The organism is Nocardioides sp. Z22_16 (assembly GCF_058134365.1).
Genome location: NZ_JBYTTI010000005.1, coordinates 137,026 through 152,315, shown reverse-complemented (window position 1 = coordinate 152,315; position 15,290 = coordinate 137,026). Strand labels below are relative to the sequence as shown.

Below are 15,290 nucleotides of genomic sequence, written 5' to 3'. Positions count from 1 at the left end.
AGGTGTCCTCCCGGGGAGACCGTGGGACGGGCCGCGTCCAGTCCCCCGGGCAGGACGGACGGCCGAGGCCACGATGACTGGTCCACGTCGGTGACTATCTCACGAAGGCCGGCGTCGGCAAGACGCTTCGAGACATGACTGACTGACGAGTAACAACCTGTTAGTGTGCCGCTCACCACATGGGACTGGAGGAAATACGTGCGCAAGATCATCAGCTGGGTGCTGCTCTTTATGGGGGCATTCCTGCTCGTCGCCGCGGCGATCGGTGCGTTCTGGGCGCCCGGCCAGGTCAAGAAGACCCCCCTGGACATCGACCAGGTGACCCGCCTGTCCGGTACCGCCGTCTACGTCGGCGACCCGTACGACGTCAGGGTCGCCAACTACACCAAGGTCGACTCCGAGGCCTCGGACGACGACGTGGCCGTCTTCGTGACGAACACCTGCCTCGTCAAGGACGTCCCGAACACCCCCGACTGCGGCCGGGGCGGGACCGGTAAGGATGCGGACACGAACGTCATCAACATCGGCGACGACATGTTCGCCACCGACCGGGTCACGGCGGAGTCCGTCGACCAGGAGGGCTACCTGCCCGACACGACCGTCCAGCACGAGGGCGTCGTCAACAAGTGGCCGTTCGACCCCGAGAAGCGTGACTACGTCTCGTGGGACAGCATCCTCGAGACGGGGGTGACGGCGGCCTACGTGGGGGAGCGGGAGATCGACGGTCTTCCCACCTACGAGTACACCGTCAGCGTCAGCGAGGAGCCCGCGATCGTCTCGGGTGACATCTCCGGCTTCTACAGCCAGACGAAGACGGTCTGGGTCGACCAGGTCACCGGCGCGCTCATCGACCAGGACCAGGACGAGCTCCGCACCAGTGAGGACGGTGAGGTCCTGCTGGACCTCGACGTCTCCTTCACCGACGAGCAGGTCGCCGTCAACGTCGCGGACGCCAAGGAGAACGGCGCCAGCCTCAAGCTGATCACCAGCACCGTCCCGCTGGTGGGCGTCATCGCTGGGCCGATCCTCATCATCATCGGGCTGCTGCTGGCTCGCCGGCCGAAGAGGAGCACGAGCTAGCCGCTCGCGCCGCTCACGTCCGCCACGGCTCCCGCACCCGCACAGGGTGCGGGAGCCGTCGTGCGTCATCGGTCCAGGTCGCAGACGAGGATCGCCGTCCCGGGGGTGAGCAGGCCCCGGGTGCGCGACCAACCGCCCCAGACCCGGTCGTGGTCGGGTGGCCACTCCGGCTCGAGGAGGCGGCGCAGGGCGAAGCCGCGGTCAGCGAGCAGCTCGACCCAGTCGCCCAGGGTGCGGTGGTGCTCCACGTAGGCCACCGTCCCCGTCTCGTCGTCGATCTCCACGTACGGCGTGCGGTCCCAGTAGGACTGGGTCGCGGTGAGCCCGGCCTCGCCCGGGTCGTCGGGGAACATCCACCGGGTCGGGTGGGTGATGGAGAAGGCGAGCCGGCCACCCGGGGTCAGCACCCGGACGACCTCGTCGAGACAGCGCCCGAGGTCGCTGACGAACTGCAGGGCGCCGAAGGACGAGAAGACGATGTCGAAGGCGCCGTCGGAGAAGGGGAGCTCGGTCGCGGTCGCCCGCACCGACGGGACCGCGACGCCCGTGTCGAGGTCGAGGCGCAGCGAGTGCTGGAGCTGGCGGTGGGAGAGGTCCAGGCCGAACGCCAGCCCGCCCTGGGCCCGGATCCAGCGCGAGCACTGGCCGGCGCCGCTGCCGATCTCCAGCACGCGCCGACCCGACACCTCGCCCAGCACCCCGGCCTCGGCCTCGGTGAGCCCCTCGGGGCCCCAGACGAAGCCCACGTCACCGAGGAACTCACCGTGCGTGGCCTGGTACTCGTCGGCGTAGCGGTCCCAGTCGGGGCCGTTGGCCCGCCTGGACTCGGCCTCGTCCACCCTCCGGCGCTCGACCCGCACGGCCTGTGGTTGGTGGTCGGTGGGGTGGGGGCGCGACGATTCGGGCACGGGACGAGGCTAACGCGCGGCTGCCTCTGTCCGTGCGCGGCGCCGGGTTGGACGCTGACCGCGAGTGACGCGTAGACTTGTCGATTGCGCCAGTCGTCTGCCCGGGTCCCATACGGAGCGGACCCCCGCTCGTCGCCCTCCTGGACGACGAAACCGACTTCAGGTGTGCCCGCACGACTCCATCCATCCAAGGACATCCCGCCCCTATGACGAGTACCATCTCCGCTCTTCCGGACTACGACGCCCCTCAGGTGGCGATCAACGACATCGGGTCCGAAGAGGACTTCCTCGCCGCGATCGACGCGACCATCAAGTACTTCAACGACGGCGACATCGTCGACGGGACCATCGTCAAGGTCGACCGTGACGAGGTCCTCCTCGACATCGGCTACAAGACCGAAGGCGTCATCCCCTCGCGCGAGCTGTCGATCAAGCACGACGTCGACCCGTCGGAGGTCGTCTCCGTCGGCGACAAGGTCGAGGCCCTGGTGCTCCAGAAGGAGGACAAGGAAGGTCGCCTGATCCTGTCCAAGAAGCGCGCACAGTACGAGCGCGCCTGGGGCACGATCGAGCAGGTCAAGGAGGAGGACGGCGTCGTCGAGGGCACCGTCATCGAGGTCGTCAAGGGCGGCCTGATCCTCGACATCGGTCTGCGCGGCTTCCTGCCGGCGTCCCTGGTGGAGATGCGTCGCGTCCGCGACCTCCAGCCCTACGTCGGCCAGACGCTCGAGGCGAAGATCATCGAGCTCGACAAGAACCGCAACAACGTGGTCCTGTCGCGTCGCGCCTGGCTCGAGCAGACCCAGTCCGAGGTCCGCCACGGCTTCCTCACCCAGCTCCAGAAGGGGCAGATCCGCAAGGGTGTCGTCTCCTCGATCGTCAACTTCGGTGCCTTCGTGGACCTGGGCGGCGTCGACGGCCTGGTGCACGTCTCCGAGCTCTCCTGGAAGCACATCGACCACCCGTCCGAGGTCGTCACCGTGGGCGACGAGGTCACCGTCGAGGTGCTCGACGTCGACATGGACCGCGAGCGCGTCTCGCTGTCGCTCAAGGCGACGCAGGAAGACCCGTGGCAGCACTTCGCCCGGACCCACCAGATCGGCCAGATCGTGCCGGGCAAGGTCACCAAGCTGGTGCCCTTCGGCTCGTTCGTCCGGGTCGAGGAGGGCATCGAGGGCCTGGTCCACATCTCCGAGCTGGCCGAGCGCCACGTGGAGATCCCCGAGCAGGTCGTCCAGGTCAACGACGACGTCATGGTCAAGATCATCGACATCGACCTCGAGCGTCGCCGGATCTCGCTGTCGCTGAAGCAGGCCAACGAGACGGCCACCGCCACCGACGTCGAGGAGTTCGACCCGACGCTCTACGGCATGGCTGCCACCTACGACGAGCAGGGCAACTACATCTACCCCGAGGGCTTCGACCCGGAGACGGGCGAGTGGCTCGAGGGCTTCGACGAGCAGCGGGCCATCTGGGAGGAGCAGTACGCCAAGGCGCACGCTCGCTGGGAGGCCCACGTCAAGCAGCAGGCCGAGGCCAAGGTGGCCGAGGTCGAGGCCGGTGAGGCCACCTCGTACAGCTCGGGCGGCGAGCCCGCGGCTGCCCAGGAGACCGGCGGCTCGCTGGCCTCCGACGAGGCCCTGCAGGCCCTGCGCGAGAAGCTGACCGGCGGCGGCGCCTGAGTCCAGGCCCCGACCCAAGCGTCCTGAACGTCCCGTCCACCCTCAGGGTGGGCGGGACGTTCCGCGTCCCGGCGGCTCAGGAGCCGAGCTGGTCTCGCCGGATCTTGCCCGTGGCGGTGCGGGGGAGCTCTGGCCCCAGTCGGCGTCCGGTTCGCCGTAGACCGCCACGTCGGCGACGGCCGGGTGCTCCCGCAGGGTGTTCTCCACCTCGAGGGGGTAGACGTTGACCCCGCCGCTGATGATCAGGTCCTCCCGCCGCCCGACGGTGCCGGGCCGGCGCAGCCACTCCTCGGACCGGCAGGCGGTGACCTGGCCCGCCGTGGAGCCGTAGAGCTCCCAGGTCGAGCCCGCCGGGAAGAGCTCGATCAGCCGCTGCTCGACCGCGGGCGGGCACGGGGCACCGGTGTGGGCGACGAGGCGGAAGCAGCTCAGGTCGGGCACCCCGACCTCGTCCCAGTGGCCGAAGAGCCGTTGCAGGTGGGTGGGGACGCAGAACATCGTCGTCGGCCGGCCCGTGGTGCCGCTGGTGACGTGCATCGGGCGCCCGAGCGGGAGGAGCCCGTGGACCGGGTGCGGTAGCGCCCCCGCGAGGGTCGCCAGGCCGTCGCTCTCCTCGACCACCAGGACCGGATCGACGTCCTCCAGGATCCCGGCCCGCTCACGCTCGGTCACGGCGACGATCCTGCCATCCGGGCCGACTGATAACCTCCGGCACCATGCCCGTCGAGACCCCGCCCCCGCTCGGCTGGCAGCGCTACACCTTTTCGATCGTCGGCGTGCAGAAGTCGGGCACGTCGACCCTCTCGGCGCTCTTCAACGCCCACGTCAACATCGCGAAGGCGCCGCGCAAGGAGATCCACTACTTCGACAAGGACAACGTCGACTGGGCCCGCACCGACCACCGCGACTACCGGGTGCCCCGCCGGCGCAGGGCGCACCGGCACATGGGTGACGCCACCCCCCGCTACCTGGCCTGGCCGGGTGCGCTGGAGCGGATGCGGGACTACGACCCGGGCATGCAGCTCATCGCCATCTTCCGCGACCCCCTCGACCGGCTGGTCTCGCACTGGACCATGCTCAGGCTCCGGCACGGCGAGGCGGGGCCCGACTGGGCGGAGTTCACCGCCTGGCGGCCCGAGTCGATGCCCGACCGGGTGCCGCAGGACCTGCGCGGCAAGGCCGATCCGGGACGCTTCCAACGGGCCTCGGGCGTGATCCGTGGCTACTACGGCAGCCAGGTCGGACGCGGGCTCGAGCTCTTCCCACGAGAGCAGTGGCTCTTCATGGACTTCGCCTCGTTCCTCTCCGACCACGAGCGTCATCTCGACCTGGGCACCGACTTCCTGGGGCTCCCGAGGTTCGAGGAGCACCCGCCGCTGCGCCACCTGATGAAGGCGACGGGCGCGATCACCGGGACGCCGCCCACCGGCTCCGAGCTGTGGGAGCTGGCCGAGCGCTACCGCCCCGAGGTGTCACAGTTCGCCGAGCTGACCGGGCTGTCGGTGGAGCACTGGACGACGGTGCGCCTGCTGGCCGGCGATCTCGACGCGGATGAGCTGGCGGCCCGGTACGCCGCGAAGGCGGGACTCGTGGGGGCGGACGTGGGGACCGGGGACGTCGGCTGAGGCCCGGCACGTAGTCTCGTCAGGTCCAGTCAGCGAGCAGGAGACGGGTGAGGAGCAGTGCGGGTCGGACTGACCGGTGGCGTGGCCTCGGGCAAGAGCACGGTCTCGAGGATCCTCGCCGAGCTCGGGGCGGTGGTGATCGACGCCGACCTCCTCGCGCGGGAGGCGGTGGAGCCCGGTTCCGAGGGGCTGCGTGAGGTGGTCGCGGAGTTCGGCCCCCAGGTGCTGATGCCGGACGGCGCACTCGACCGCCCCGCCCTGGGCGCGCTGGTCTTCGCCGACGAGGGGAGGAGACGGGCCCTGGAGGCCATCATCCACCCCCGCGTGCGGGCCCTCGGCGCCGCGCTGGAGGCTGCCGCCGCCCCGACGGCGCTCGTCGTCCACGACACCCCGCTGCTGGTGGAGACCGGACAGGCGGGCGCCTTCGACGCCGTCGTGGTGGTCGACGTGCCGGTGGAGACCCAGGTCGCGCGGATGGTCGCCGAGCGAGGGGCCACGGTCGAGGAGGCCCGGGCCCGGATCGCCGCGCAGGCGACGCGGGAGGAGCGACTGGCGGTCGCCAGCCACGTGCTCGACAACTCGGGCACGCGGGAGGAGCTGCGCCGCGCCGTGGTGGCGCTCCACGACGAGCTGACGAGAAGGGGGGCTGCGCCGCAGCCCGCCGACGGCACGCGGGCGTCAGGAGACGACCGGTGAGGGTGCTCCTGGCCGCCCTGCTGGTGCTGTGCCTGGGTGCCTGCGGGCTGCTCGGGGACGGCTCGGCAGGCCGGTCGGCACCACGACCCAGCGAGGGGTCCGACGACGGCGGCTCCGCGGCGTCCCAGGAGACGGCCGACCGGACTCCGCTGCTCTGGGGGCCGACTCCCGAGGAGGTGGAGCGTGCCCGGAGCCTGGTGGCCGGCTGGGAGCCGGAGCGGCTCGCCGGCCAGGTGATCGTCGGGCGCTACCACTCCGCCGACCCCCAGGTGCCCGCCCAGCTGGTGCGCGACCTCCACCTCGCCGGGGTGGCGGTGACCTCCGGGAACGTCGTCGACGAGCAGCAGGTGCGCGAGACGACCGCCGCCGTCGTCGCGGCGCACGCGGAGGACGGGCGCACCCACCCACCGGTGATCGGGGTGGACGAGGAGGGCGGGTCGGTCGCCCACCTGAGGGGGGTGGCGAGCACGTTCCCGGCCTTCCGGGCGGCCGGCGACGCGATCGACGTGGACCGTGCCCAAGGCGGACGAGCCGGGCGCCAGGCGGTCAGGGCGGCCATGCGGGCCTCGGGGCTCGAGCTGCGCGACCTGGGCTTCACCTGGGTCTTCGCCCCGGTGGCGGACGTGACGATCGGCTCGGCCGACCCCACCATCGGGAGCCGTTCGCCCTCCACCGACCCGAGGACCGCTGCCACCGCGGCTGCCGCGGCGGTGCGCGGCTACAACGCGGCCGGCATCGTCTCGACCACCAAGCACTACCCCGGGCACGGCAGCGCCACGGGGGACTCGCACCTGGTGCTGCCCAGGCTGGACACCCCGATGGACGAGCTCGTCGCCCGCGACCTGCTTCCCTTCAAGACCAGCATCCGTGCGGGGGCGCCGGCGGTGATGATGAGCCACCTCGAGGTGACGGCCCTGCAGCCGGGGCGGCCGGCCACGGTGGCCTCCAAGGTCTACCGCCACCTGCGCGAGGAGATGGGGTTCGACGGGGTGGCGATCACCGACTCACTCGGGATGGGCGCCGTGGCGGAGCTGGACTTCCCCGCCGTCCGGGCGCTCCAGGCAGGGGCCGACCTGCTGCTGATGCCCGTCGACACCCGGGCCACGCACGACACGGTCGTCCGCGCGATCAACGACGGGACGCTCTCCCGCGCCCGCGTGGAGGAGGCCGCCGCCACCGTGGTGGCCGTGCAGCTGTGGCAGCAGCGGCGCGCGGCCCGGACCCCCGTCCCCCTCGACGTCGTGGAACGCGCACAGGCGGCAGCCTCCGCGCTGGAGGCTGCCGCCTGGTGAGAGCGGCTCAGGCCGCGAGGTCCGGGTCGCCGAGGCGACGCAGCTTCTGCAGCGCCTCGCGCTCCAGCTGACGGACCCGCTCGGCGGAGATGCCGTGTCGGGCCCCGATGTCGGCGAGCTTGTGCTGACGGCCGTCCACCAGGCCGTAGCGCGCCCGGACGATGTCGGCCGAGCGGTCGTCGAGCTGGGAGACCAGCCGGTTGAGCCGCTCGCGGGACTCCACGTCCAGGACGTTCATGTCGGGACTCGGCGCCGTCTCCTGGGCCATCAGGTCGCCCAGGGAGGTGTCGCCGTCCTCGTCGATCGGGGTGTCCAGCGAGACGTGGTCGCGTCCCCAGGCCATCAGGTCGAGCACCCGCTCGAACTCCATCCCGAGCTCGTCGGCGATCTCCTGCGGGTCGGGCTCGCGACCGAGCTGGCGCTCCAGGTTGCGGCGGGCGCTGCCGACCTGGTTGAGCTCTTCGACGACGTGCACGGGCAGCCGCACGACCCGCGCCTGCTGGGCGATGCCGCGAGTGATGGCCTGGCGGACCCACCACGTGGCGTAGGTGGAGAACTTGTAGCCCTTGGTGTAGTCGAACTTCTCGACGGCGCGGATCAGGCCGGTGTTGCCCTCCTGGATCAGGTCGAGCATGGGCATCTGCGCGCGACCGTACTTGCGGGCGATGGAGACGACCAGCCGGAGGTTGGCGGTGATGAAGGTGTCGACCGCCTGGCGACCCTGCTCGGCGAGCCACTCCAGCTCTTCCTGGGTGGCGCGCCCCGGCGCCCCACCCTTGCGCCGGCCGACCCGGCCCTCGCGCAGCAGCGCCTCAGCCATCAGCCCGGCCTCGATGCTCTTGGAGAGCTCGACCTCGCGGGCGGCGTCGAGCAGCGGGGTGCGCGCGATCTCGTCCAGGTAGAGCCCGACACTGTCGCGCCCCTCGATCTCGCGGGACGTGCTGGTGGTGCGAGCTGCTGTTCGGGTTGCCATTGCCGCCTCCTGCTCCGTGACCGTCGACGTGGTCACATCGTCGTCAACGACCCGAGGGGATCGGTCATTCCCGAGCACCCTGTGAGTCGCTGTCTCTCTCACCAGCAACGACGTCCGGGGGGCGGCGAGAGTTGCCGGGTGGAGCAACTCTCAGGGACTTCTCAGGGGGTACCGGTCTCCGCCGTGCCGTCTGCCCCCGGTACCCCCGCCCTCACGGCGTCATGCACCGGACCGGCGGCGGCCAGGCCCATCCGGTCGAGGATCCAGGCGAGGGAGAAGGCCCGGTCGTGCCAGGCCTTGTAGCGTCCTGAGACCCCGCCGTGGCCCGCCGACATCTCCGTGCGCAGCAGGAAGTCCCGGCGGCCGACCGCCGTGGCCCGCAGCCGCGCCACCCACTTGGCGGGCTCTACGAAGAGCACCCGGGTGTCGTGCAGGGACGTCTCGGCCAGCACCGGCGGATAGTCCACCGCGGCGACGTTGTCGTACGGCGCGTAGCCGGCGATCCGGGCGTAGGCCTCCGGGTCGCCCTCGGGGTTGCCCCACTCGTCGTACTCACCGACGGTGAGCGGCAGGGACGCGTCGAGCATGGTGGTGAGGGTGTCCACGAACGGCACGCTGGCCACCACCCCCGCGAAGAGCTCGGGCGCCTCGTTGAGGGCGGCGCCCACCAGGAGCCCGCCCGCGCTGCCGCCTTCCGCGACGAGGGTCTCCGGAGTCGACCAGCCGCTCTCGACCAGGTGCCTGGCCACGTCGACGAAGTCGTGGAAGCTGTTCTCCTTGTGCTCCAGCTTGCCCTGGTCGTACCACCGCCGGCCCATCTCGCCCCCGCCGCGGACGTGCGCGATGGCGAAGGCGGCACCGCGGTCCAGCAGGGAGAGCCGGGAGGGCGAGAAGTAGGGATCGATCGAGGCCTCGTAGGCGCCGTACCCGTAGAGCAGGGTCGGGACGGGACCGGCGTCCCGGGCGCCCTTGCGGCACACCAGGCTCACCGGCACCCGCTCGCCGTCGCGCGCCGGGGCCCAGAGCCGGTGCTCCTCGTAGTCGTCCGCGTCGTAGCCGCCCAGCACCGGGGTGCGGCGCAGCAGGGTGAGCTCGCGGGTGCGCACGTCGTAGTCGTAGACCGACGAGGGGACCGCCAAGGAGGTGTACCCCAGGCGGACGGTGGGCTGGTCGAAGGCGGGGTTGGCGCCGGAGCCGACCGTGTAGACCTCCCGGTCGAACTCCACCAGGTAGTCCTCACCGGGCCCCTCGGCGCCGAGCTCGATGATGCGGAGCTGGGTGAGGCCCTGGCTGCGCTGGTGGACGACCAGGTGGCCGGCGAAGGCGTCGACCTCCTCCAGCCGGACCGACGGGTCGTGCGCCACCAGGGGGGTCCACTCCTCGGGCGGGGCGGGCGCCACCGACGCGGTCGCGATCTCGAAGTCGGGCCCGGTCCCGTTGTGCAGGACGAGGAAGACCTGACGCCCCGCCAGCACGGCGGGCTCCAGGGTGTACTCCAGCCCCTCCCGCCGCGCCGACCAGGTGACGAAGCCGGCGCCGGGCACCGTGGTGTCCTTGACCTGCCACTCGGTGGTCGTCTTGGAGCCGCTCACCACGAAGAGGAACCGGTCGTCGCGGCTCCTGCCGACGCCGACCCAGAAACGCGGGTCCTCCTCGTGGAACACCAGCTCGTCCGCGTCCTGGGAGGTGCCCAGCCGGTGGCGCCACACCTTGTCGGAGCGCCAGGCCTCGTCGACCGTCGTGTAGTAGAAGCCGGACCCGTCCGGCTCCCACGTCACCCCGCCCAGCACCCCTTCCACCACGTCGTCGAGCATCCGGCCGCCCTCGAGCTCCTTGACGCGCACCGTGTATCGCTCGTCCCCGGTGGTGTCGACGGACCAGGCGAGGAGCCGGCCGTCCAGGCTCAGCGCGGAGCCGCCGAGGGAGAAGAACTCGTGTCCACGGGCGAGCTCGTCGAGGTCGAGCAGGATCTCCTCGCCCGGCAGGGCGGGTCGGTCCGGGGAGGCGTCGCCGTCCGGCCGCGGGGGAGTCCAGTCGTCCGGGTCGAGGACCGGCACGCGGCAGCTGGCGCCGTACTCCCGACCCTCGAAGGAGCGCGCGTAGAACCACCAGCCGCGGTTGCGGGTCGGCACCGACAGGTCCGTCTCCTTGGTGCGCGCCTTGATCTCCTCGAAGAGCCTGGCGCGCAGGTCGGCGAGGTGCCGGGTCCGCTGCTCCGTCCAGGCGTTCTCCGCCTCGAGGTGGGCCAGCACCTCGGGGGACTCCTTATCACGCAGCCAGTCGTACTCGTCGGTGCGCTGGTGGCCGTGCAGCTCCCGCGTCACCGGGCGACGGGCGGCCGCGGGAGGGGCGGTCGGGGCTGCGGTGGGGGTGGGGGAGGGAGCGGACGTCGGCTCGACCGGGGTCTCGGGCATGTGGCCGAGGGTACGACCTGCCCGGGACCGGGAGCAGAATGGTCGGCGTGCACGTGGACCTGAACGCCGACCTCGCCGAGGAGGTCACCGACGACCTGGCGCTGCTGCCCCTGGTCACCAGCGCCAACGTGGCGTGCGGCTACCACGCCGGCACGCCCGCGGTGATCCGGGTCGCCTGCGCGGAGGCGGCGCGGCTCGGGGTCTCCGTGGGTGCCCAGGTCTCCTACGCCGACCGGGAGAACTTCGGCCGGGTACGCACCGACCTGCCGGCCCAGGTGCTGCGCGAGCAGGTGGCGGACCAGGTCGGTCTGCTCACCGACATCGCCACGGCGGAGGGGACGGCGGTCCGCTACCTCAAGCCCCACGGCGCGCTCTACCACCGCGTGGTCGACGACGAGGAGCAGGCGGCCGCTGTGCTGGCCGGGTCCGGACGGCTCCCCGTGCTGGGCCTGCCCGGCGGCCTGCTCCTCCGGATGGCCGAGGCGCAGGGGCGCACCGCGTGGCGGGAGGCGTTCCCGGATCGCGGTTACACCGAGGACGGCGGGCTCGTCCCGCGGGACCAGCCCGGCGCGCTGGTGGTGGGGGAGTCGGAGGTGGCCAGACGCGCCGTCGAGCTCGCCGGTGCCGGCACCGCCCACTCCCTCTGCCTGCACGGTGACTCGCCCGGCGCGGTGGCCCATGCGCGGGCCGTGCGGCGCGCCCTCGAGGGCGCCGGCTTCGCCCTGCGTGGACTCTGAGCCATGGCCGCCGATCCCGACGCCGAGCCCGTGCGTCACGCCGGGCCCCCCGCCCGGTCGAGGCACCTGCTGGGCCTCCTGCCGGCGGGACCGGGCGCGGTGCTGGTCGAGGTGACCGACCACCGCGCGGCCGGCTCGCTCGCCGCCTGGATCCGTGCCTCCTCGCTGTCGTGCCGCGACGTCGTCCCGGGTGCCCGGACGCTGCTTCTCGACGGAGTGTCGGCCGAGGCGAGGGCGCTGCTGCCGGAGCTGCTCGCACGGTGGCCCGGCGTCGAGGCCGCGCCGTCCGGGGAGGGCGCGGGCGTCGAGGTCCCGGTGACCTACGACGGCGCGGACCTCGCCCGGGTGGCGAGCCTGTGGGGGACGTCGGTCGCCGAGGTGGTACGCCGGCACACGGAGATCGAGTTCGTCTCCGCCTTCTGCGGCTTCGCCCCCGGGTTCAGCTACCTGGCGGGCCTCCCCGCCGAGCTGGCGGTCCCGCGGCTGGCCACGCCACGGGCCCGGGTGCCGGCGGGCTCGGTCGCCCTCGCCGACCGCTGGTGCGGGATCTACCCGGCCGCCTCTCCCGGGGGCTGGCTGCTGCTGGGCCGCACCTCGGCCCCGGTCTGGGACGCCTCACGCGCCCACGCCCCGGCTCTCCTCCCGCCGGGGACCAGGGTCAGGTTCACCGTCGCATGAGCCTGCTCGTCACCGATGCCGGAGCGCTGACCACGGTCCAGGACCAGGGCCGTCAGGGGTGGGCGCACCTCGGCGTCCCGCCCGCCGGGGCGTGCGACGCCCCGGCTGCCCGGCTGGCCAACCGGCTGGTCGGCAACGAGCCGGACGCCGCCCTGTTGGAGACGACCCTGGCCGGGACGGAGGTCGTGGCACAGCGATCGCGCGTGATGGCGGTGACCGGTGCGCTCTGCGAGGTGCGGGTCGACGGTCGGGTCGTCCCGCTCGACCAGCCCGTCCCGGTGCCGGCCGGGGCGCGGATCCGGGTCGGCCCCGCGCTGGAGGGCGTGCGCAGCTACCTGGCGGTCGCCGGGGGGATCGACGTGCCGTCCGTGCTGGGATCGCGGTCGACCGACACCCTCTCCTGGCTGGGCCCGCCGCCCGTGGCCGCCGGCGACGTGCTCCGGCTGGGGGCACCCACCCGGGACCCGGTGGCGGTGGACGTGAGCCAGCGGCTGCCCAGGCGGCGCGAGCTCCGTCTCCATCCCGGGCCGCGGGCCGACTGGCTGGGTGACCTGACCGTGCTCGAGGGGCTGCGCTACCGGGTGGGGGCTGCCTCGAACCGGATCGGACTCAGGCTGGAGGGCACCTCCCTGGCCCGACGCCAGGGGGAGCTCGCGAGCGAGGGGCTGGTGCTCGGGGCCGTCCAGCTGCCGCCCTCGGGGCACCCGGTGGTCTTCCTCCACGACCATCCCGCGACCGGCGGCTACCCGGTCGTGGCGGTCGTCGATCCCGCTGACCTGGCGGAGTGCGCGCAGGCGCGTCCCGGTGACGAGCTCAGGCTCACCCTGGTGTGACCTGCTCGGGGACCTCGAGGTCCGGGTCGTCGTCCGGGAAGGAGCGCACCGGCCCGGGGCCCGTGGCGGCCGTCTCGAACCGCACGGTGACCACCCCCCGGCCCGAGCCCCAGACCCAGCCCGGCCCGAGCTCGGCGTGGACCACATCCATCCCGGGGCGCCAGCCGGCGGCGCGGCGCGGCGGCTCGAGGGCCGGCTCCTCGGTCTCCACCTCCTCGGTGTCCTCGCCGAAGAGCACCTCCTGCACCCAGTCGGCGAGCCCGGAGACGCCGACCCCCAGCAGGCGGACCCCACCGGAGGTGTCGAGGTCGGCGAGCAGGGTGCGGGCCAGGCGCGCGACCACGGACGGGGAGTCGGTGGGTGTCGGGAGGGTGGTCGACCGGGAGAGCGTGGTGAAGTCGTGGAGGCGGACCTTGAGCGTCACGGTGCGACCCGCCAGGCCCTGCTTGGACAGGCGGGCCGCGACGGTGCTCGCCTGGCGGGTGACGAGCGCCTCCATCAGCCGTCGGTCGGTCAGGTCGGTGTCGTAGGTGTCCTCCACGCTCACCGACTTCGCCTCGCGCTCGGCCACCACCGGTCGATGGTCCTGGGCGCGTGCCAGCGCGTGCAGGTTGTGACCCTGGGCGCGGCCGACCAGGCGGACCAGCTCCTCCTCCTCGACCGCCTCGAGCTCGGCCACCGTGTGGATCCCCGCCCGACGCAGGCGCTCCGTGGTGGCCGGACCGACTCCGGGGATGACGCTGACCGGGAGGGGGCGGAGCAGGTCGTGCTCCGTCCCGGGTGGCACCACGGTGAGTCCGTCGGGCTTGTCGAGCTCGCTGGCGATCTTGGCGATGAACTTGGAGGAGCCCAGCCCGACCGACGCGGTGAGCCCGTCGGTGACCTCGTGCACCCGCGTCCTGAGCCGTTCCGCGACCTCGGCGAGGGTGGCCACCTCCAGGTCCGGGAGATCCGCGTGGGCGAGGTCCACGAAGGCCTCGTCGAGGGAGAGCGGCTCCACGAGCGGCGAGAGGTCGCGCAGCACCGCCATCACCGCGGAGCTGGCCTCGCGATACGCGTGGAACCGACCGGAGAGGAAGGCGGCGTGGGGGCACCGGGCCCGCGCCTCGCGGGTGGACATCGCCGACCGCACGCCGAACCTGCGTGCCTCGTAGGACGCGGTGGACACCACGCCCCGGCCCCCGACCCCGCCGACCACGACGGGCTTGCCCCGCAGGGAGGGCTTGTCCCGCTGCTCGACCGAGGCGAAGAAGGCGTCCAGGTCGAGGTGGAGCACCGACGCGTGTGACCGCATCAGTCGCGCTCCTGCGTCCTCATGCCTCCCATTGTGACTCCGCGGGCCTCCCACCGTGCACAGGAGGACCGGGGCGGCGCTCGTCCCCAGGCCGACCCGGCGCCGCGGGCGCCCGGGGCAGCGGTCCGGGCAGCCTGCTGGCATGGAGATCCCGCTCGACCTCGTCGCCCGCTCACCCGAGGACCTGCTCGCCTGCGTGCCCCTGCTGCTCGGCTTCGTCCCGGAGGAGTCCGTGGTGATGGTCGGCCTGGGCGGAGCAGGCGCACCGCACGCCCGCGTCGACCTGGGCGGTCCGGAGGACCTGCCCGGGGTCTGCGCCGCGCTGATCGGGCCCGCACTCAGGCACGGCCTCGACCACGTCGTCCTTCTCGTCTACTCCGGACTCGACCGTGGCAGGGCCACCGCCGGGGGACTGCGGCGCGCCTTCGACCGCGCCGGAGTGACGGTGCTCGTGGTGCTCGGCTGCGACGGGCGCGCGTGGGCCCTCCTGGATCCTGAGGCGCGCGGACCGGCCACCGAGTTCGACGTCCTCGCCCATCCCTTCGTGACCGAGGCCGTGGTGCGGGGCCGCGTCGTGCACCGGTCCCGGGCCGCCCTCGCCGACTCGTTGGCGCCGGCGCCGGAGCGGGTGGCGCTGACCTCGCGGATCCTTCCGTGGGTGGCACGGCCCGACGCGGCCTGGGTGCGGTCGACCGTGCGCGGTCTCGTCCGCTCCGGGGGCGTGCCCGACCCCGAGCAGGTGGCGCGCCTGGCTCTGGCCGCCGCGGACCCCCGGCTGCGCGACGCTCTCTGGAGCGCGGTCTCCAGGGCGGAGGCACGGCGCCACGTCGACCTGTGGATCGCCGTGCTGAGGGCGACGCCTCCGGCGTTGACGTCGGCCCCTGCCGCGGTCGTCGGCATCCTGGCGTGGCGGACGGGGGACGGGGCCCTGGCCTGGTGCGCGGTCGACGTGGCCCAGACCGGCCCGGTGGTCTGCCCGTTGGCCCTCGTCGTCGCCGACCTGCTGAACCGCGCCGTCCCTCCGGACGACCACCAGGCGGGAGGCGCCGCCTGAGTTGTGCGCCAGGGAGCCCTCGGC

At 72.9% G+C, this 15,290-nt stretch carries 14 protein-coding genes; 9 read left to right on the top strand and 5 right to left on the bottom strand.

Annotated elements, in window-relative coordinates; translation table 11 throughout:
• Window positions 1-198 precede the first annotated feature (198 nt).
• Entirely contained in the window at window positions 199-1,080 is an 882-nt protein-coding gene (locus AC3X7R_RS15880) for a PorA family protein (RefSeq protein WP_489966648.1), read from the top strand.
• A 65-nt stretch (window positions 1,081-1,145) separates the two neighbouring features.
• On the opposite strand, the gene AC3X7R_RS15875 is transcribed toward AC3X7R_RS15880, so the two are convergent.
• Window positions 1,146-1,988, bottom strand: a complete 843-nt coding sequence (locus tag AC3X7R_RS15875; RefSeq protein ID WP_489966647.1) for a class I SAM-dependent methyltransferase — start codon at window positions 1,986-1,988, stop codon at window positions 1,146-1,148.
• A gap of 206 nt (window positions 1,989-2,194) precedes the next feature.
• Here AC3X7R_RS15875 and rpsA point away from each other — a divergent pair, with 206 nt between their 5' ends.
• Window positions 2,195-3,670, top strand: coding sequence for a 30S ribosomal protein S1 (rpsA, locus tag AC3X7R_RS15870; protein WP_489966646.1), 1,476 nt, complete (start codon window positions 2,195-2,197; stop codon window positions 3,668-3,670).
• A gap of 42 nt (window positions 3,671-3,712) precedes the next feature.
• On the opposite strand, the gene AC3X7R_RS15865 is transcribed toward rpsA, so the two are convergent.
• Window positions 3,713-4,342: an AMP-binding protein gene (locus tag AC3X7R_RS15865; RefSeq protein ID WP_489966645.1), complete on the bottom strand. Its 630-nt coding sequence runs from the start codon at window positions 4,340-4,342 to the stop codon at window positions 3,713-3,715.
• A gap of 44 nt (window positions 4,343-4,386) precedes the next feature.
• On the opposite strand from AC3X7R_RS15865, the gene AC3X7R_RS15860 reads away from it, so the two are divergent.
• Genes AC3X7R_RS15860 through AC3X7R_RS15850 form a run of 3 tightly spaced genes read left to right on the top strand, consistent with a single transcriptional unit; the run spans window position 4,387 to window position 7,283 of the window.
• Window positions 4,387-5,295, top strand: coding sequence for a sulfotransferase domain-containing protein (locus AC3X7R_RS15860; protein WP_489966644.1), 909 nt, complete (start codon window positions 4,387-4,389; stop codon window positions 5,293-5,295).
• A 57-nt stretch (window positions 5,296-5,352) separates the two neighbouring features.
• Window positions 5,353-5,991, top strand: a complete 639-nt coding sequence (coaE, locus tag AC3X7R_RS15855) for a dephospho-CoA kinase (protein WP_489966643.1) — start codon at window positions 5,353-5,355, stop codon at window positions 5,989-5,991.
• Window positions 5,988-7,283: a glycoside hydrolase family 3 N-terminal domain-containing protein gene (locus tag AC3X7R_RS15850; RefSeq protein ID WP_489966642.1), complete on the top strand. Its 1,296-nt coding sequence runs from the start codon at window positions 5,988-5,990 to the stop codon at window positions 7,281-7,283. The genes coaE and AC3X7R_RS15850 overlap by 4 nt, the downstream gene beginning before the upstream one ends.
• A 7-nt stretch (window positions 7,284-7,290) precedes the next feature.
• Here the strand turns inward: AC3X7R_RS15850 and AC3X7R_RS15845 are convergent, their stop codons facing one another.
• Together AC3X7R_RS15845 and AC3X7R_RS15840 are read right to left on the bottom strand one after the other, a co-directional pair.
• Window positions 7,291-8,256 (bottom strand): sigma-70 family RNA polymerase sigma factor, encoded by a 966-nt coding sequence (locus AC3X7R_RS15845; RefSeq protein ID WP_489966641.1) that lies wholly within the window; start codon window positions 8,254-8,256, stop codon window positions 7,291-7,293.
• Between the two features lie 161 nt (window positions 8,257-8,417).
• Window positions 8,418-10,670: a S9 family peptidase gene (locus AC3X7R_RS15840; RefSeq protein ID WP_489966640.1), complete on the bottom strand. Its 2,253-nt coding sequence runs from the start codon at window positions 10,668-10,670 to the stop codon at window positions 8,418-8,420.
• A gap of 47 nt (window positions 10,671-10,717) precedes the next feature.
• On the opposite strand from AC3X7R_RS15840, the gene AC3X7R_RS15835 reads away from it, so the two are divergent.
• Genes AC3X7R_RS15835 through AC3X7R_RS15825 form a run of 3 tightly spaced genes read left to right on the top strand, consistent with a single transcriptional unit; the run spans window position 10,718 to window position 12,918 of the window.
• Complete coding sequence (locus tag AC3X7R_RS15835; protein WP_489966639.1) at window positions 10,718-11,407, top strand: 5-oxoprolinase subunit PxpA; 690 nt, start codon at window positions 10,718-10,720, stop codon at window positions 11,405-11,407.
• Between the two features lie 3 nt (window positions 11,408-11,410).
• The gene (locus AC3X7R_RS15830) at window positions 11,411-12,085 is read left to right on the top strand and encodes a 5-oxoprolinase subunit B family protein (RefSeq protein ID WP_489966638.1); all 675 of its coding nucleotides are present in this window, start codon (window positions 11,411-11,413) and stop codon (window positions 12,083-12,085) included.
• On the top strand, window positions 12,082-12,918 hold the full coding sequence (locus AC3X7R_RS15825; RefSeq protein WP_489966637.1) for a 5-oxoprolinase subunit C family protein: 837 nt from the start codon (window positions 12,082-12,084) through the stop codon (window positions 12,916-12,918). Before AC3X7R_RS15830 ends, AC3X7R_RS15825 begins: the two co-directional genes overlap by 4 nt.
• On the opposite strand, the gene AC3X7R_RS15820 is transcribed toward AC3X7R_RS15825, so the two are convergent.
• On the bottom strand, window positions 12,905-14,212 hold the full coding sequence (locus AC3X7R_RS15820) for a DNA polymerase IV (protein WP_489966636.1): 1,308 nt from the start codon (window positions 14,210-14,212) through the stop codon (window positions 12,905-12,907). The genes AC3X7R_RS15825 and AC3X7R_RS15820 overlap by 14 nt on opposite strands.
• 142 nt (window positions 14,213-14,354) lie before the next feature.
• On the opposite strand from AC3X7R_RS15820, the gene AC3X7R_RS15815 reads away from it, so the two are divergent.
• Entirely contained in the window at window positions 14,355-15,266 is a 912-nt protein-coding gene (locus AC3X7R_RS15815; protein WP_489966635.1) for a DUF4192 domain-containing protein, read from the top strand.
• The last annotated feature ends 24 nt before the right edge of the window (window positions 15,267-15,290 follow it).